This window comes from Isoptericola hypogeus, assembly GCF_039531145.1.
GTDB lineage: Bacteria > Actinomycetota > Actinomycetes > Actinomycetales > Cellulomonadaceae > Isoptericola > Isoptericola hypogeus.
The window spans coordinates 39,509-57,153 of the sequence record NZ_BAAAPM010000006.1 but is presented as its reverse complement, the minus strand read 5'-3'; the positions used below and the strand labels follow the sequence as shown (position 1 = coordinate 57,153).

Here is a 17,645-nt window from a genome sequence, read left to right as displayed (position 1 = left end):
CGACCTCGGAGGACAAGGGTTGCCCGGGCTCGGGCCGGGCCGCGGGAAGGGACGGCTACGCGTAGGCGCCGCGCACGACCTCGAGGGCGTGCGCGAGGTCGTCGGGGTACTCGCTGGCCACCTCGACCCACCGGCCCGTCAGGGGGTGCTCGAAGCCCAGCCGCATCGCGTGCAGCCACTGGCGCTCGAGGCCGACCCGGGAGGCGAGCACCGGGTCCGCGCCGTAGGTCAGGTCGCCCACCAGCGGATGCCGCAGCGCCGCGAAGTGCACCCGGATCTGGTGGGTGCGCCCCGTCTCGAGGTGCACCTCGGCGAGGGACGCAGCCGGGAGCATCTCCAGCACCTCGTAGTGCGTGACGGAGTGCTTCCCGTCGGCGACGACGGCGAACTTGTAGTCGGCGCTCGGGTGGCGCCCGATGGGCGCGTCGATCGTGCCGGTGGTCGGCTCCGGGTGCCCCTGCGCGAGCGCGTGGTAGACCTTGTCGACCGTGCGCTCCTTGAACGCGCGCTTGAGGCCCGTGTACGCCGCCTCGCTCTTGGCGACCGCCATCAGGCCCGACGTCCCGACGTCGAGGCGGTGCACGATGCCCTGCCGCTCCGCCGCGCCGGACGTCGAGACGCGGTACCCGGCGGCGGCGAGGGCCCCGACCACCGTCGGCCCGGTCCAGCCGGGCGACGGGTGCGCGGCCACGCCCACGGGCTTGTCGACGACGACCACGTCGTCGTCCTCGTACGCGATCCCCATGCCGGGCACCGGCTCCGCGACCACGGCCGGCGCGGAGGACGCCGGGTCGGGCACGTCCACCTCGAGCCAGCCCCCCGCGGGCACCCGGTCCGACTTGCCGACCACGCGCCCGTCCAGGGCGACCGCGCCCGAGGCCGCGAGCTCGGCCGCCTGGGTGCGGGAGAACCCGAGCATCCGGGCCAGGGCGGCGTCCACCCGCTCGCCCGCGAGCCCGTCCGGGACGGGCAGGGTGCGCAGCGCCATCGTCAGGCCGCCTCGCCCGACGCCGCGGGGACGTCCCCGGCCTCGGGCTGGTCGTCCGCGTGGCGCCGACCGTCGAGGCCGATCCCGCGGAACGTGAGGACGACGATGAGGACGGCGGCCACCACGATCGCGATGTCGGCGACGTTCCCGACGAAGAAGCCGGCGTAGTCGATGAAGTCGACCACGTGCCCCCGCGCGAAGCCAGGCTCCCGGAAGAAGCGGTCGACCAGGTTGCCCAGCGCCCCGCCGAGCAGCAGGCCCAGCGCCAGCGCCCAGCCGCGCGACCCGATGCGCCGGATCGCACGGACGATGACCACGACGACCGCCACCACGACCACCGTGAGGATCCACGTCATGCCGGTGCCGCTGAGGATCGACAGCGCCGCCCCGGGGTTGTAGATGAGGCGCAGCGACAGGAGGTCGCCGACCAGCGGGATCGGGTCGGCTCCCTCGGTGAGCGACGACTCGGCCCACCACTTGGTCAGCTGGTCGATCAGGAGCACCGCCGCGGCCAGCACGAAGGTCCAGGTCACGAGGGTGCGGCGCCGTGCCGCGGAGATCGGCGGCTCGGGGACGGCGGACGCGCCCGGCCCCGGACCGTAGGGACCGGTGGTCGCGCCCGACCCGGTCGGTGCGGGGGCGCCGTCGCGCGGCGCGGGTTCGGGGGCCGGGACGGAGCCGGCGGGCGTCGTGGACATCGAGCGTCAGTCTAGGCGGCGTACCAGGCGGCCTCGTCGGCGGGTGGCCCCACCGACGAACACGTCAGCGCCGCTCCTCGCGCGCCTTCGCCTCGACGGACAGCGTGGCGCGCGGGAACGCCTGCAGCCGGGCCTTGCCGATCGGCAGACCCGTGATCTCGCAGGTCGCGTACGTCCCCTTGCGGATGCGGTCGATCGCGTGCGTGGTCTGCGCGAGCAGATCGCGCATGTTGTTCACGAGCGTGAGCTCCTGCTCGCGCTCGAGGGCGCTGGAGCCGTAGTCCGCCTGGTCGTCGCCCGCCCCGTCGCCGGAGTTGCGCAGCAGGTCGGACAGCTCGGCGTCCGCGGCGGCGAGCTCGCGCCCGAGCCGCTCGGAGTCCTCCAGGAGGAACGCCGCCAGCTCCTCGACCTCCCGCACGGTCCACGGCTCCTCGCCGTCGCGCACGGGGAAGGTCTTCACGTCGCGCGCCAGGTGCGGGAAGTTCTCGCGCAGGGTCGCGCGCGTGGTGGTCGAGAGCTTGGCCATCGGTGCCCTTCCGTCGGGTCCCTCGGTGGAGTCACCAGAGCGTAAGTGCGCGGGCCGGTCCGCACAACAGCACGCGCCGTTCGGCGTCGTGCCCGTCGTACGGACCGGCCCGCGAGGTGTCAGCTCGGACCGTGCACCGCGGGTCGGGCGGGGCCCTCAGAGCTCCGAGGAGCGGCCGGCGCCCGCGTTCTGCCGCGGCGGCAGCGCGGAGCCCCGCGCGTCCAGGTCGCCGAGCAGGTTCTGCAGGAAGCTCTTGAGGCGGGTCCGGTAGTCCCGCTCGAAGAGGCGCAGCTCGTCGATCTTGCGCTCCAGCAGCGACCGCTCCTGCTCGAGCTGGGAGAGCGTGCGGTGGCTGGTCTCCTCCGCCTCGCGCACGATGCGCGCGCCCTCGGTCTTCGCGTCGGAGATGAGGCGGTCGCCCTCCTCCTGGCCCGAACGCACGTAGTCGTCGTGCAGCTTCTGGGCGAGCTGGAGCATGCCGGTGGCGGACTCCGGCTCGGCCGGCTGCTTGCCCGGCGCCGCGGGGGCGGGTGCGGGCGTGGGGGCCGGCGCCGGGGTCGGGGCGGCGGGCTGCGCCTGCTGCGCGGCGTCGGACCGGCTCAGCTCGCCCACGCGCCGCTCCGCGGCCGCGAGCTTCGAGCGCAGGTCCTCGTTCTCCTCCTGCACCCCGGTGAGCGTCCTGACGACCTCGTCGAGGAAGTCGTCCACCTCTTCGACGTCGTAGCCCTCGCGGAACTTCGTCGCGGAGAACTTCTTGTTCAGGATGTCCTCTGCCGTCAGCAGCGCCATCGTCTCACCTCATCGCGGTTGCACAGTCGTTGCACGGGCGCCCGGCGGGTGCCCGTCGTCCGGGTGACCACGGTAGCCCACGGCGCGATCCGGGACATTCCCGCGGCCCGCGTGCCACGCACGCCCACACGACGTCTTCACACCCGGGCGACAGCCCGGCCCGTCGGATCGGGCAGCGCGCTCAGCGACCAAACGACCCGAAGAGCCGCGCCAGGATCGACGTGCCGATGAAGAGGATGAGGAACGCCAGGTCGAGCCGGACCTGGCCGAGGGTCAGCGGCGGGATGACGCGCCGCAGCGCCCGCAGCGGCGGGTCGGTGACGGTGTAGACGCCCTCGGCGATCACCAGCAGCACGCCGCGCGGGCGCCAGTCCCGGGCGAAGAACTGCACCCAGTCGAAGACGAGCCGCACCACGAGGCACAGCAGGAAGAGCCAGAGCAGGAAGCTGATGAATCCGAAGACGACGCTCACGGGTCGAACCTACCGGAGACACGACGCGGCCAGGGCCGACGTGCCTCGGCCCTGGCCACGATGACGGGTGCTTCGCGACGCGCGGTTCGGACGCGCGGTTCAGCTCTGGTTGTAGAACGCGCCCCGGGTGCCGGCCGGCTTCTCCGCCGGCGGCCCCTCCCCGGCGATCTCCACGTGCTCGGGCGAGAGCAGGAAGACCTTGTTGGTGACGCGCTCGATCGAGCCGCGGAGGCCGAAGATCAGGCCGGCCGAGAAGTCCACGAGCCGCTTGGCGTCGGCGTCGTCCATGTCGGAGAGGTTCATGATGACCGGCGTGCCGCCCCGGAAGGCCTCGCCGATGCTGCGGGCGTCGTTGTAGGACCGCGGGTGGATCGTCGTGATCCGGCGCAGGTCCGCGCCGACGACGGCCTCGGCCGCGCCGCCGCGGTGCAGCGGGGTGACCTGCGCCTGGTAGTCGTCGCGCACCGGTGCCTCCAGCTCCTCGTACTCGTCGAGGTACTCCTCCGACTCCCTCTGGTCGTCGGCGAGCCCCAGGTACAGCATCGTCTTGCGAAGCGCTCCGCCCATCGCCTTGCTCCGTTCGTCGGCACGTCCCGCCCTGCGTCCCGGACGGTGTGTCGACGTTAACCACGCCGACGCGCTGGGCCTCGCACGACACGCCGGTGTGTCGCGCCCGCGCGCCCCACCACGGCGAAGGTCGGGCGGGAGGCCGCGCGCAGCTCGTCGGGCAGGAAAACCTCAGGTCAGGACGACGACACCCGCCTGCCGCCCCGTCGTCGTGCCCGTCGCCGTGGCGCGCCGGTGGGAGAAGAGGTCGGCGTCGGTGCGGGTGCACCGGTCGACGTGGACCGCCTCGACGCCCCGCGCCGCGAGCTGGGCGAGCACCCCGCGCGGCAGGTCGAGCGCCGGGGTGCCGGCCTCGGTGGTCGCCCACGTCTCGGGCACGAGGGCGGCGACCTCGTCGCGCATGGCCTCCGGGACCTCGTAGCACCGGCCGCACACGGCCGGCCCGACGGCGGCCCGGACGTCGGCCGGCCGCGCGCCGCGCTGGGTCATCGCGTCGAGCGCCCGGTGCACGACGCCCAGCGACACGCCGCGGCGGCCGGCGTGCGCCACCGCGACCACCCGGGCGACCGGGTCGGCCAGGACCACCGGGACGCAGTCGGCCACGAGGACGCCGAGGCCGAGCCCCTCCTGCGCGGTGACGAGGCCGTCGGCCTCGCCGGCCGCCGCCGGCGGCTCCGCGGCCTCCCACTCGGCCCGTTCGTCCGGGCCGAGCGCGAGCACCCGGTCGCCGTGCACCTGGGCGGCGTAGGCCACCGGCGCCCCGACCCAGCCCTCGACGCGCGCCCGGTTCTCGCGCACCCGCGCCGGGTCGTCACCGGTCGACGTGCCCAGGTCGAGCGACGACCACGGCGCGGGCGACACTCCGCCGTGCCGCGTCGTGAAGCCGGCGACGACGCCCGGGCCGAGGTCGACCCGCAGCAGCCCCGCGCCGAACTGCGCCGGCAACAACGCCTCCTGAGCCCAGCCGACCGGCACGCTCACTTGAGGAAGTCGGGCACGTCGAGCTCCTCCACCGGACGACGCGGCTCGTCGAACAGACGCGGGACCTCCACGGGCCGCTCGACCGTCACACCCTCGCCCGCGCCGTCCTCCACCACCGTGAAGGCCGGGCGCTGCTCGGCCGGTCGCACGGGCGCGGCGGCCCGGGCGGCGGCGCCGTCCAAGCTGGCGGGCACGTCGTCCGGCTCGGCGGGGATCGGGCGCGGCTGCGTCCGGACGCCGGGCTGCGGGGCCGGGACGCCCGCCGCGGCGTGCGCCGCCGTCGGCTGCGGCACCGGCGCGGTGGCGGGCGGGACAGTCGCGACGGCCGGCTTGGCCGGGGCCCCGGCGATCTGGCCGAGGCCGCGGCCGTCCTTGCGGGTCTGCGGCACGCCGCCGTCGAAGCCGGCGGCGATGACGGTGACGCGCACCTCGTCGCCCAGGGCGTCGTCGATGACCGTGCCGAAGATGATGTTGGCCTCGGGGTGCGCGGCCTCCTGGACCAGCCGGGCGGCCTCGTGCACCTCGAAGAGCCCGATGTCGCTGCCGCCCTGGATCGACAGGAGCACGCCGTGCGCCCCGTCGATCGACGCCTCGAGCAGGGGCGACGAGATCGCGAGCTCGGCGGCCTGGACCGCACGGTCCTCACCCCTCGCCGACCCGATGCCCATGAGGGCCGAGCCCGCACCCTGCATCACCGACTTCACGTCGGCGAAGTCGAGGTTGATCAGGCCGGGGGTGGTGATGAGGTCGGTGATGCCCTGGACGCCGGAGTGCAGCACCTGGTCGGCCGAGTGGAACGCGGCGATCGCCGACACGCTCTTGTCCGACATCGACAGCAGCCGGTCGTTGGGGATGACGATGAGGGTGTCGACCTCCTCGCGGAGGGTGTCGATGCCCTGCTCGGCCTGCACCGAGCGGCGCCGGCCCTCGAAGGTGAACGGGCGCGTCACGACGCCCACCGTCAGCGCGCCGAGCGAGCGCGCGATGCGCGCGACCACGGGGGCGCCGCCGGTGCCGGTGCCGCCGCCCTCGCCCGCCGTCACGAAGACCATGTCGGCGCCCCGCAGGACGTCCTCGATCTCCTCGGCGTGGTCCTCGGCGGCCTTCTTGCCGACCTCGGGGTCGGCGCCGGCACCCAGGCCGCGGGTGAGCTCACGGCCGACGTCGAGCTTGACGTCGGCGTCCGACATCAGCAGCGCCTGCGCGTCGGTGTTGATGGCGATGAACTCGACACCCTTGAGCCCGACCTCGATCATGCGGTTGACGGCGTTCACGCCACCACCGCCGATGCCGACCACCTTGATCACTGCCAGGTAGTTCTGCGGAGTTGCCACGTCGTTGCCTCTCGGGTCGTTCCTGTCCCGACGTCCCCCTCGCCCGGTGGTCCTGGCCCGGAGACCCGAACCTTAAGGTTCGAGTTGAGGGTTAGAGTTATGTCAGGTTGCTGCTGAGTTCGACGGTATGCGCCGGGTCCGGCGTGCGGCCGGACGTGTGTCGGCGTGTCGCGGGCACCCGGTGCTGGACTTCGCCCTCGAGGTGCGCACCCGGCCTGCCCGCGAGTGCCGCGGGGCCCTCACCCCGTCACCGGGAGCTCCGGCGACGAGACGTCGATCGTCGTCGAGGACCCGTCGAGCTTGCGCAGCGTGCGCACCACCTCGACCTTGAGCGGCATGTCGGCGCTGCTCCCCCACCGCACGGTGGTGCCGTCGTCGAGCACCGTCTCGACGGCGTCCTGGGTCTCGGCGCTCACCTGCTCGACCTTGGCCTCGAGACGCGGCGGCAGCGCGGCCAGGACGTGCAGCGCCGCCTGCAGCGCCAGCGCGTCGTCCAGCGGCACCGCGACCTCCGGGAGCCCGGACGGTACCGACGACCCGGACCCCAGGCGCACGCCCTCGGAGTCCAGCACGGCATAGCCCCCGCCGTCGGGCACCGCCGCGACGGGTACGCGCGCCGTCAGCGACACGCGGAGCCCGTGCGGCCATGACCGGTTCAGGCTCACGTCCTTGACGCCGTGCAGCCCGAGGATCTGCTGACGCAGGGCCACGGTGTCGAGCCGGGGCAGCGGTGTGCCGTCCACGGCCGCGACCACGTCGCGGACCGCGTCGGGGTCGACCGTGCTGCCCGCACCCGTCACCACGACCTCGTCGCCGTCCAGCGCCAGCACCGGCGACCAGAAGGCCGCCACCACCAGCCCGACGAGCACCGCGAGCGCCAGCACCCAGGCCACGACCCGCTGCCACGCCCGGTGGCGCCGCATCGCGGTCCGCTCGGCGAGTCGGTCCGCCATCGCCGTCGACACGCGCCCCGGGGACTCACGGCCCGGGTACTCACGGCCCAGGTGCTCACGGGCGTCGTTCTCGTGCGGCGGCGCCGGTACCACCGCACGGGAGGTCCCGCGCGGTGCCTTCTCGGCCCGCGGGGTGGCGCCCGTGCGCGGGCGTTCCGCCGTCGCGACGTCCGCCGCCGTCCCCGCCGCGGCCTTCCCTGACGCAGCCTTCCCCGCCGCGCGGGGGGTCGGGGCGGTCTGCGGTCGCGAGGTCGGTCGCGACGGCGGCTCGGTGCGCGGCGTGGGGCGCGGGCGGGGCGGCGGTCGCATCAGTCCATGGTCCCCGCACCGGGCCCCGCGCCCGCGGCCGCCACGCCGGTCACGCGCCGGTCACGCCGTCACGCTGGTCACGCAGGCCGCGCCCGGCACGCACGGTCGGGCGCGGGCGTCGGCGCCGGCTCCGCGCGGGCCGGCATAGGCGTCGGCGGTCACCCGCCGGCGGCGCGGCGCGCCGCCAGGTCGGCGAGGACGACGGGCGCCAGCTCGGTGACGTCCCCCGCCCCCACCGTGAGGACCAGGTCGCCCGGCCGGGCGAGGGCCGCGACGACGTGCGCGGCCTCCATCCGGTCCTCGACGGCCCGCAGCTCGCCTCCCGAGACGGTGCGCTCGGCGAGGTCGGTGATGGTCCGCGGCCCCACGTCGGGGTCGACGTCCTCGCGCGCCCGGTAGACGCCCGTGACCACGACCTCGTCCGCGAGCGCGAGGGCGGCGGCGAAGCGGTCGGCGAAGATCCGCGTGCGCGAGTACAGGTGCGGCTGGAAGAGCACCACGATCCGCCCGTCGCCGGCCACCGGCCGGGCCGCGCGCAGGAGGGCCTCCACCTCGGTCGGGTGGTGGTCGTAGCTGTCGACCACCCGCACCCCGCCCACCTCGCCGCGGGTCTCGAACCGGCGGCCCGTGCCGACGAACGTCCCCGCGCCGGCCACCGCCTCGTCCGGGCCCGCGCCCAGCAGCACCGCCGTGGTGACCGCGGCGGCCGCGTTGAGGGCGTTGTGCGCACCCGGGACGTCGAGGCGCAGCGCGCGCGGCTCGTCGCCGAGCGGCCCGCCCGCGAGGGTCGCCGTCACCGTGCCCGCGCCCGGCACCACCTCGGCCACCCGCACGTGGGCCACCGGGTCGGGGCCGTCGGCACGCCCGTACGTCACGACGGCGCCCCCGGCCGCACGGTGCGCGGCCGCGAGCGCAGCGGAACCGGGGTCGTCGGCGCAGGCCACGAGCGTGCCGCCGGGGACGATCCGGGCGGCGAAGCGCTCGAACGCCTGCTCGAACGCCTCGCGCGAGCCGTAGTGGTCGAGGTGGTCGGGCTCGACGTTGGTGACGACCGCGACGGTCGGGGCGTAGTTGAGGAAGGAGCCGTCCGACTCGTCGGCCTCGGCGACCAGCACGTCGGAGTCCCCGAGGTGCCCGCCGGGCACGGCGGACTCGACGCCGTCGGCGTCGCGCACGCGGACCGTGCCGCCGATCGCGAACGAGGCGTCGACGCCGCAGGCGCGCAGCACCGTCGCGACCATCGCGGAGGTGGTCGTCTTGCCGTGCGCGCCCGCGACGGCCACCGACCGGCATCCGAGCATCAGGGACGCCAGCGCCTGGGAACGATGCAGCACCCGCACCCCGGCGGCGCGCGCGGCGGCGAGCTCGGGGTTCGACTCGCGCACCGCGGACGAGACGACGAGCGTGTCCACCAGGGGGGCGCCGTCGTCGCCGACCACGTGGGCGGCGTCGTGGCCGACCCAGACCCGCACCCCGTCGGCGCGCAGCGCCTCGAGCGCGGGCGAGGCGACGGCGTCGGACCCCTGCACGTCGGCGCCGCGCGCCGCGAGCAGCCGGGCCACGACCGACACCCCGGCACCGCCGACGCCGACCAGGTGCACCCGGCCGAGGTCCTCGACGCCCAGCACGGGGGCGCCGCCCGTCACGCCGGTCACGCCTTCGATCCCGACACCGCACGCGCGGTGGCCTCCGCGACCGCCTCCCCCACGAGGTCCGCGACCCGCGCCGCGCCGTCGCGCACCCCTGCCGCGCGCGCCGCGTCGGCCATCGCGTCGAGCCGGGAGCGGTCGGCGAGGAGCGCGGGCACGTGCTGGGCCACCCAGGCGGGCGTGAGGTCGGCGTCGTCGACGAGCAGCCCGCCGCCCGCGTCCACCAGGGGCGCGGCGTTGAGGCGCTGCTCGCCGTTGCCGATCGGCAGCGGCACGTACACGGCGGGGACGCCGAGGGCCGCCAGCTCGCACACCGTGCCCGCGCCGGACCGCGCGACGACGAGGTCCGCGACCGCGAGCGCGAGGTGCATCTCGGGCAGGTACTCGCGGACCTGGTAGCGCGCGGCCTCGTACGAGCCCGCCACGGTGGCCGTCTCGACGGCCGTGCGCACGGGGGCGTCCTTGCCCTTGCCGGTGAGGTGCAGCACCTGGATCCCGGCGCGCAGCAGCGCCTCGACCGAGCCCGCGAGCGCCGCGTTCACGGAGGCGGCGCCCGACGAGCCGCCCGTCACGACGAGCGTCGGCAGCGCCGCGTCCAGCCCCAGCGCGTCGGCGGCGCGCACGCGCGCGGCGGCCGCGTCCTGCTCCCGCTCGGCCACCAGGCCGGCGATCTCGGCCCGCAGCGGGAGCCCCACGACCTGCGCGCCGGGCAGCGACGTCCCGGCGAACGTCGCGCCGACACGCGCCGCCCACCGCGCGCCGAGCTTGTTGGCCAGCCCCGCCCTCGCGTTCTGCTCGTGGATCACCACGGGCACGCCGCGCCGGCGGGCCGCGAGGTACGCCGGCGTCGAGACGTAGCCGCCGAAGCCGACCACGGCCTGCGCGCCGATCTCGTCGATCGCGGCCTCCGCCGCGCGCACGGCCGACGTGAGCCGCCCGGGCAGGCGCAGCAGGTCCACGCTGGGGCGCCGGGGCAGCGGGACCCGGGGCACCGGCCACAGCCGGTAGCCGCGGGCGGGGACCAGCTCCGCCTCCAGCCCGGTGGTGGTGCCGAGCGCGAGCACGCGCGCCTCGGGCACGCGGGCGCGCAGCTCGTCCGCGACGGCGAGCATGGGGTTGACGTGACCGGCCGTGCCGCCGCCGGCGAGCACGACGGAGGTGACTGCAGAACTCTTCACCCCGCGACCCTATCGGCCGGAAGGGGCCCTAGGGACGACGCTCCCGACGGTGCCCACGACGTCGCGAGAGCACCCCGACGGATCTCCGCACGACGCTCGGCCGCGCCGCGAGCGCCTCCGCCGCGCCGGGCTCCGAGCGCGCGAAGCTGATCACCACGCCGAGCGCGACCATCGTCGTCACCAGCGCCGAGCCGCCCGCGGACACCAGCGGCAGCGGCACGCCGATGACGGGCAGCACGCCGATGACGACGCCGATGTTCACGAACGCCTGGCCCACGATCCAGCATGCGACGGCCGCCGTGGTGATCTTCACGAACGGGTCCGGGTGGCGGCGCACCACGCGCGCCATCGCCACGCCGAGGACGGCGAAGAGCGCGAGCACGAGCAGCGTGCCCAGCAGGCCGAGCTCCTCCCCGATGACGGCGTAGATGAAGTCGTTGTGCGCCTCGGGCAGGTAGTTCCACTTCTCGCGGCTCGCGCCCAGCCCGACGCCGAACAGCCCGCCGGTGCCCAGTCCGTACAGGCCGTGGATCGACTGGTAGCACTCGCTGGCCTTGTCGCAGGTGGACCCGTAGGTCGCGAGGATGCGCTCGATCCGGTCGCTGCTGTCCTGGTTGACGATGAACGCCCAGCCCACGAGGAGCGCGGCCGCCGTGCCGCCGAACGCGAGCAGCGCCGCGGGCGCGCCGGAGACCCAGTAGGCACCCAGGCCCAGCATGGCGATGACCAGGGCGGTCCCCAGGTCGTGGCCCGCGAGGACGAGGCCGGCGACGGCGGCCAGGCCGAGCGCGGCGGGCAGCAGGGCCTGCCCCCAGCGGCCGAGCAGGTGCTGCTTGCGGCCGAGCACGGCGCCGAGCCACACCGCCAGCGCCAGCTTGGCGAGCTCGGACGGCTGGAACTGGACCGGGCCCAGGACCAGCCAGTTGCGGTTGCCGTTGACCACCTTGCCGAGGAACGGCACGGCGGCGAGCAGCCCGAGCGACACGAGCAGCGCCGGCCAGGCCAGCCGCTTGTACCAGCGCAGCGGCAGGCGCGCCGCGACCAGCATCAGCGGCAGCCCCATGAGCGCGTACCGCCCCTGGTTGAGGAAGGCCGCGTACGGCGACTGGCCTGCCGCGATCGACTCGATCGTCGAGCTGGACAGCACCATGACGAGCCCGACCACCAGCAGCAGGCCGGTGGCGCCGACCAGCAGGTAGTAGCTCGTCACGGTCGAGTTCCACTGCCCGAGCCACGGGCGCTCGGTGCGCTCCTGCCGTCCCGGGCGCGTGGCACGGCCGGAGCGGTCGGGGCGGCGCTCGGCGGGCCGCCGGGTGCTCGTCGTGACCGCCATCCGCTCCCCCGTGCTCGTTCGACGCGCTCGGCGCGCGCCCCTACCTCCTCGCCGCCGGGCTCGTCGCTGCCGGTGTCACTGCGGCAGGTCGGACGCCGCGGCGGCGAAGGCCTCCCCGCGCCGGGCGTAGGAGGCGAACTGGTCCATCGACGCGCCGGCCGGGGCCAGCAGCACGGTGTCGCCCGGACGGGCGAGGTCCCGCGCCGCCGCGACGGCCCGGCGCATCACCGACCCAGTGTCGCCGGGATCGACCACGACGACGGGGATCTCGGGGGCGTGTCGGGCGAGCGCGCCGGCCAGCGGCTCGGGGTCGGCGCCGATGACGACCGCCGCGCGGAGCCGGTCGGCGCGCGAGGAGACGAGGTCGTCGAACGTCGCGCCCTTCGTCAGCCCGCCGGCGACCCACACGACCGTGCCCGGGGCGTACGCGGCGAGCGACGCGGCGGCGGCGTGCGCGTTGGTGGCCTTGGAGTCGTCGACGTAGGCCACGCCGTCCAGGACGCGCACCCGCTCGATCCGGTGCGCACCGGTGCGGAACGCCCGCAGCCCGTCGCGCACGGCCGACGCCGGCACCCCGTGCGCCCGCGCCAGCGCGGCGGCCGCGAGCGCGTTCGCGACGACGTGCGCGGGGACCGGGGCCGGCCCGGCGTCGGCGCCGTCGTCCGGGCGGGCGGCCGGCGCCAGGTGCGCCAGGTCCGCGAGCGTGCCGAGCTCCGCCGCGGTCCGCTGCCGCTCGCGGGAGCCGGGCGGCGCGTGGAACGCGCGGTCGACGAGGACGTCCGCCACGAGGCCGAGCTGGCCCGGCCCGGGGGCGCCGAGCGTGAACCCGACCGCCAGCGCGCCCTCCGTCACGTCCGCGTCCCGCACGAGCTCCTCCGTGCGCGGGTCGGCCGCGTTGTACACGCACGCCACCCGCGCGCGGGCATAGATGCGGCCCTTGTCGGCCGCGTACGACTCGACGGAGCCGTGCCAGTCCAGGTGGTCGGCCGCGACGTTGAGCACGGCGGCCGCCTCGAAGGACGTGGTGAGGGTGTGGTGCAGCTGGAAGCTGGACAGCTCGACGGCGAGCACGTCGTAGGACGGGTCGGTCGCCACGGAGACCAGGGGCGTGCCGACGTTGCCCACCGCCGCGGTGCGCAGGCCCGCCGCCGTGAGGATCGAGGCGAGCATCTCGACGGTCGTCGTCTTGCCGTTGGTCCCCGTCACGGCGAGCCACGGAGCCGGGCCACGCACCGGGCCGGGCCCGACGTCCGCGCCGCCGGGCCCGGGCGTGCGGTCTGCGCGCAGCCGCCACGCGAGCTCCACCTCGCTCCACACGGGCACGCCGGCGGCGCGCGCCGCGGCCAGCAGCGGTGCGCTCGGGGGCCACCCCGGCGAGGCGACGACGAGGTCGGCCGCAGCGACGAGGCGCTCGGCCGTCACCGGGTCGTCGGCACCCGGGACGTCGGCGTCGGCGGCCCGCGCGTCGACCGTGACGACGGACGCGACGCGCCCGCCGAGCGCGGCGACCACGGCCCGCCCGGTGACCCCGAGCCCGGCGACGACCACCCGCGCCCCCGCGAGCGCGTCGGGGCCCTCAGCGGTCCCGTCGGCGCTGTCGGGTCCGGTCACGTGACGACCCACTCGGCGTAGAAGACACCCATGCCGAGGGCGGCGAACAGGCCGGCGATGAGCCAGAACCGGATGACGATCGTCACCTCGCCCCACCCGGACAGCTCGAAGTGGTGGTGCAGCGGCGCCATCTTGAACACGCGCCGCCCGGTCATCTTGAAGAAGCCGATCTGGATGACGTCGGACATCACGATGATGACGAACAGCCCGCCGATGAGGGCCGCGAGGATCTCGGTGCGGCTCAGGATCGAGATGCCCGCCAGCGCCCCGCCGAGCGCGAGCGACCCGGTGTCGCCCATGAAGATCTTCGCCGGGCTCGCGTTCCACCACAGGAAGCCGAAACAGGCGCCCACGATGGCGGCCGCGACGATGGCGAGGTCCTGCGGGTCGCGGACCTCGTAGCAGCGCGGGCCGGCCGCCCCGAGCCGCTGGCAGGACTGGTTGAGCTGCCAGATGCACACCAGCACGTAGGCCCCGAAGACGACGAGGGACACACCCGTGGCGAGCCCGTCGAGGCCGTCCGTGAGGTTGACCGCGTTGGACCACGCCGTGATGAGGAAGTTCGCCCAGACCACGAAGAGGATGAGGCCCACGGTCACGCCCGCGAACGCCAGGTCGAGGTTGGTGTCACGCAGGAACGAGATGCGCGTGGACGCCGGCGTGCGCGCGTTGTCGTTGGGGAACTGCAGCGCGAGCACCGCGAAGCTGATGCCGACGAAGCCCTGACCGACGATCTTGGCCCGCGCCGTCAGGCCCAGGGAGCGCTGCTTGCGGATCTTCGTGAAGTCGTCGAGGAAGCCGACCACTCCCAGCCCCGTCATGAGGTACAGGCACAGCAGGGCGGACGCGCTCGGCGGGCGCCCCGCCACCGCCATCGACACCGCGACGCCGACCAGGGTCGCGCCGATGATGACGACGCCGCCCATCGTGGGGGTGCCGCGCTTGGTGAAGTGCGCGGTCGGGCCGTCCTGGCGCACGAACTGCCCGTAGTTGCGGTGCACGAGGAACCGGATGAACAGCGGCGTGCCGAACAGCGCGACGAGCAGGGAGACGCCCGCCCCGGCGAGGATCGCGATCACGGGGCGACCTCCGCCGCGCCGTCGGGCGCGCCGACCGTGCCGGGGCCGGCGGGGCCCGCCGCGAGCTCGTCGCCCAGGCGCCACAGGCCGGACCCGAGCGACGACTTCACGAGCACGACGTCGCCGGGCGCCAGGGCGTCCGCGAGCACCTCGCGCGCGGCGTCGCGGTCAGGCACGAAGACCGACTCCTCTCCCCAGGAGCCCTCCTGCATGGCGCCTTCGTGGATGTGGTACGCGCCCTCGCCCACGACGACGAGGAGCTTCACGTTCAATCGGACCACGAGCCGGCCGAGGGCGTCGTGCGCCGCGCGCGAGCCCTCGCCGAGCTCGAGCATCTCCCCCAGCACGGCGACCGACCGTCGCGAGCGACCCGCCATGACGGCGAGCGTCCGCAGCGCGGCCCGCATCGAGTCCGGGTTCGCGTTGTAGGCGTCGTCGATGACGGTCACGCCGTCGGGGCGTTCCGTGACCGCCATGCGGTGCGGGCTGAGGGGGGTCGCCTGCGACAGCGCGTCGGCGACGTCGGCCGGCGACGTCCCGAGCGCGGTCGCGACGGCCGCCGCGGCCAGCGCGTTGCTCACGTGGTGAGCGCCGACCAGTCGCAGGCCGACCCCCACGTCGACCGGGCCGGCATCGCCCTCGCCGAGCCGCAGCCCGAAGGCGGCCCGGCCCGTCGCGTCCACCTCGACGTCGGTCGCGCGCACGTCGGCGGCCGGGATGGTCCCGAACGTCAGGACGCGGCGGTCGGGGCCCGCGAGGGCGGCCATCGCGGCCACGCGCTGGTCGTCGGCGTTGAGCACGACCGTGCCGCCGGGGCGCACCCCGGTGACCATCTCCGCCTTGGTGGCGGCGATCGCCTCGACGGAGCCGAACTTGCCCACGTGCGCGCTGCCGACGGCGAGCACCACGCCGACGTCGGGCGGGGCGATGCGGGTGAGGTAGGCGATGTTGCCGGGGCCGTCCGCCCCCATCTCGAGGACGAGGCAGCGCGTGGCCTCCGTGGCGCGCAGCACCGTGAGCGGCAGCCCGACCTCGTTGTTGAACGAGCCCGACGGCACGACGACCGCGTCGGCCGGCAGCTCGCGGGCGAGCAGCTGGCCGAGCAGGTCCTTCGTCGTCGTCTTGCCCACGGAGCCGGTGACGGCGACGACGCGCACGTCTCCGGCGTCGCGCAGGCGCGCCAGGACGTCCCGGGCCAGCTCGCCGAGGGCGGTCTGCACGTCGTCGACGACGACGGTCGGGACGCCGTCGAGCGCGCGCGCGGCCAGCACGAGGGCGGCGCCCGCCTCCACGGCCCCGGCCGCGAAGTCGTGCCCGTCGACGTGCTCGCCCGGCAGGGCGACGAACAGCGCCCCGGGCGAGACCCGGCGGGAGTCCACGACGACGGGCCCGGTCACGCGGGCGCCGGCGTCGGCGTGCAGCCGGCCCCCGGTCGCCGCGGCGACGTCGGCGGCGGTCAGCTCGATCATGCGGTGGTGGTCCTCTCTTCACCCGCGGCGGTCCGCGCGGTGCGCTGCTCCAGGGCCCGGCGGGCCTCGACCCGGTCGTCGAGCTCGAGGTCGACGCCCGCGACCTCCTGGATCGTCTCGTGCCCGCGCCCGGCCACGAGCACGGTGTCGTCGGGGCCGGCCTCGAGCACGGCGCGGGCGATCGCGTCGCCGCGCGGCGCGAGCTCGCTCACGGCGACGTCGCGCCCCGCGTCGCGCGCGACCTGCCGGGCGGCGCGCGCGCCGTCGAGCACGGCGGCGCGCACGGCGGCCGGGTCCTCGCCGTGCGGGTCGTCGTCGGTGACGACGACGACGTCCGCCCCCGCGACCGCGGCGGCGCCCATCGCGGGCCGCTTGCCCCTGTCGCGGTCGCCCGTGGCGCCGAAGACGACGACGAGCCTGCCGGTCGTCGTCGGGCGCAGCGCCGCCAGGGCGAGCTCGAGCGCGTCGGTGTTGTGCGCGAAGTCGACGACGACGCGCGGCTCGCCGGCCCCGCCCGGTCCGACGACCTCCATGCGGCCCGGGACGACGGCGCACAGCCCGTCCGCCCCCTCGAGGGCCTCGGCGACGTCTTCGAGGTGCGCGCCGCCCTCGAGGACCATCACGACCGCGAGCGCCGCGTTGGCGACGTTGAAGCCGCCCGGCAGGGACGTCGAGGTGCGCAGGGACCGGCCGTCGGTGTGGGTGAGCGTGAAGGCCGAGCCCGTGCCGTGCGGCGCGACGTCGGTCACGGTCCAGTCGGCCGGCGCCTCCCCGTCCCGCGCCTCGCAGGTGCGCAGCGTGGCGACCGGCACCCCGGCGGCCGACGCCATGCGCTCGCCCCAGACGTCGTCGGTCACGACGACGCCGCGGCGCGCGCGCTCGGGCGTGAACAGCGACGCCTTGGCGTCGAAGTAGGCCTGCAGGTCGCCGTGGAAGTCGAGGTGGTCCTGGCTGAGGTTGGTGAAGCCGACGACACCGAACTCGATGCCGTCCACGCGGTGCATCGACAGCGAGTGCGACGACACCTCCATCGCGAGCGTGCGCACCCCGGCCTCGCACATGGCGGCGAGCACGGCCTGCAGGTCGGCGGCCTCGGGCGTCGTGAGCCGGCTGGGCAGCACCCGGTCGCCCGCGCGCATCTCGACCGTGCCGACGAGCCCGCCGGTCCAGCCGAGCGCTCGCAGGAGGTGGTCGAGCTGGTAGGTCGTGGTGGTCTTGCCGTTGGTGCCCGTCACCCCGAAGGTCATGAGGTGCTGGGCCGGCTCGCCGTAGACCCACGCCGCGACCGGGCCCAGGACCGCCCGCGGGTCGGACGCGACGAGCACCGGCACGCCCGCCGGCAGCCCGGCCCCGGCGAGGGTGGCGGCGCCGGCGGCGTCGGTGAGCACGGCGCGCGCGCCGCGGGCGACGGCGTCCGCGGCGAAACGGGCGCCGTGCGCCTGTGCGCCGGGCAGCGCCACGAAGAGGTCGCCGTCCGCGACCGCGCGGTTGTCGGACGCCACGGACGTGACCATGACGTCGCCGGCGCCGGGTGCGGGCGTCGAGCCGGGCATCGTCTCGAGCCCGAAGGTCAGGGCGAGGTCCCGCACCCGCCGGGGCGTGGAGCCCGTCGGCCGGATACGGGGGTACGGGGATGTCACGGAGAAGAACCTACCCTCTGCCCGCGTGCGCCCCGGCGCTCCCGGGGGGCACCATGACGACCGTCACGA

Annotated in this window: 16 protein-coding genes; all 16 read right to left on the bottom strand. The window is 75.7% G+C overall.

Annotation, left to right across the window (positions count from 1 at the left end):
* Window positions 1-55: 55 nt before the first annotated feature.
* Window positions 56-988, bottom strand: a complete 933-nt coding sequence (locus tag ABD254_RS15470; protein ID WP_344249381.1) for an RluA family pseudouridine synthase — start codon at window positions 986-988, stop codon at window positions 56-58.
* A gap of 2 nt (window positions 989-990) precedes the next feature.
* Window positions 991-1,686 (bottom strand): signal peptidase II, encoded by a 696-nt coding sequence (gene lspA / locus ABD254_RS15465; RefSeq protein WP_344249380.1) that lies wholly within the window; start codon window positions 1,684-1,686, stop codon window positions 991-993.
* Window positions 1,687-1,750: 64 nt separating this feature from the next.
* On the bottom strand, window positions 1,751-2,212 hold the full coding sequence (locus ABD254_RS15460) for a TraR/DksA family transcriptional regulator (RefSeq protein WP_344249379.1): 462 nt from the start codon (window positions 2,210-2,212) through the stop codon (window positions 1,751-1,753).
* A 156-nt stretch (window positions 2,213-2,368) separates the two neighbouring features.
* Window positions 2,369-3,001, bottom strand: coding sequence for a DivIVA domain-containing protein (locus tag ABD254_RS15455; RefSeq protein ID WP_344249378.1), 633 nt, complete (start codon window positions 2,999-3,001; stop codon window positions 2,369-2,371).
* Window positions 3,002-3,182: 181 nt separating this feature from the next.
* Window positions 3,183-3,473: a YggT family protein gene (locus ABD254_RS15450; protein WP_344249377.1), complete on the bottom strand. Its 291-nt coding sequence runs from the start codon at window positions 3,471-3,473 to the stop codon at window positions 3,183-3,185.
* 99 nt (window positions 3,474-3,572) lie between these two features.
* On the bottom strand, window positions 3,573-4,040 hold the full coding sequence (locus ABD254_RS15445) for a cell division protein SepF (protein ID WP_344249376.1): 468 nt from the start codon (window positions 4,038-4,040) through the stop codon (window positions 3,573-3,575).
* 171 nt (window positions 4,041-4,211) lie between these two features.
* Window positions 4,212-5,021 carry a peptidoglycan editing factor PgeF gene (gene pgeF / locus ABD254_RS15440; protein ID WP_344249375.1) on the bottom strand — a complete coding sequence of 270 codons (810 nt, stop codon included), beginning with the start codon at window positions 5,019-5,021 and terminating at the stop codon, window positions 4,212-4,214.
* Window positions 5,018-6,355, bottom strand: a complete 1,338-nt coding sequence (ftsZ, locus tag ABD254_RS15435) for a cell division protein FtsZ (RefSeq protein ID WP_344249374.1) — start codon at window positions 6,353-6,355, stop codon at window positions 5,018-5,020. Before ftsZ ends, pgeF begins: the two co-directional genes overlap by 4 nt.
* Window positions 6,356-6,594: 239 nt before the next feature.
* Window positions 6,595-7,617 (bottom strand): cell division protein FtsQ/DivIB, encoded by a 1,023-nt coding sequence (locus ABD254_RS15430; RefSeq protein WP_344249373.1) that lies wholly within the window; start codon window positions 7,615-7,617, stop codon window positions 6,595-6,597.
* 158 nt (window positions 7,618-7,775) lie between these two features.
* Complete coding sequence (murC, locus tag ABD254_RS15425; RefSeq protein ID WP_425553817.1) at window positions 7,776-9,272, bottom strand: UDP-N-acetylmuramate--L-alanine ligase; 1,497 nt, start codon at window positions 9,270-9,272, stop codon at window positions 7,776-7,778.
* Window positions 9,269-10,378, bottom strand: coding sequence for a UDP-N-acetylglucosamine--N-acetylmuramyl-(pentapeptide) pyrophosphoryl-undecaprenol N-acetylglucosamine transferase (locus ABD254_RS15420; RefSeq protein ID WP_425553823.1), 1,110 nt, complete (start codon window positions 10,376-10,378; stop codon window positions 9,269-9,271). Before ABD254_RS15420 ends, murC begins: the two co-directional genes overlap by 4 nt.
* 94 nt (window positions 10,379-10,472) lie before the next feature.
* On the bottom strand, window positions 10,473-11,777 hold the full coding sequence (gene ftsW / locus ABD254_RS15415) for a putative lipid II flippase FtsW (RefSeq protein WP_344249370.1): 1,305 nt from the start codon (window positions 11,775-11,777) through the stop codon (window positions 10,473-10,475).
* Between the two features lie 75 nt (window positions 11,778-11,852).
* Window positions 11,853-13,388 carry a Mur ligase family protein gene (locus tag ABD254_RS15410; RefSeq protein WP_344249369.1) on the bottom strand — a complete coding sequence of 512 codons (1,536 nt, stop codon included), beginning with the start codon at window positions 13,386-13,388 and terminating at the stop codon, window positions 11,853-11,855.
* Window positions 13,385-14,467 carry a phospho-N-acetylmuramoyl-pentapeptide-transferase gene (mraY, locus tag ABD254_RS15405; RefSeq protein WP_344249367.1) on the bottom strand — a complete coding sequence of 361 codons (1,083 nt, stop codon included), beginning with the start codon at window positions 14,465-14,467 and terminating at the stop codon, window positions 13,385-13,387. The genes ABD254_RS15410 and mraY overlap by 4 nt, the downstream gene beginning before the upstream one ends.
* Entirely contained in the window at window positions 14,464-15,936 is a 1,473-nt protein-coding gene (locus ABD254_RS15400; protein WP_344249366.1) for a UDP-N-acetylmuramoyl-tripeptide--D-alanyl-D-alanine ligase, read from the bottom strand. Before ABD254_RS15400 ends, mraY begins: the two co-directional genes overlap by 4 nt.
* A complete protein-coding gene (locus tag ABD254_RS15395) occupies window positions 15,933-17,576 on the bottom strand; it encodes a UDP-N-acetylmuramoyl-L-alanyl-D-glutamate--2,6-diaminopimelate ligase (protein ID WP_344249365.1) in 1,644 nt (547 codons plus the stop codon). Before ABD254_RS15395 ends, ABD254_RS15400 begins: the two co-directional genes overlap by 4 nt.
* Window positions 17,577-17,645 lie beyond the last annotated feature (69 nt).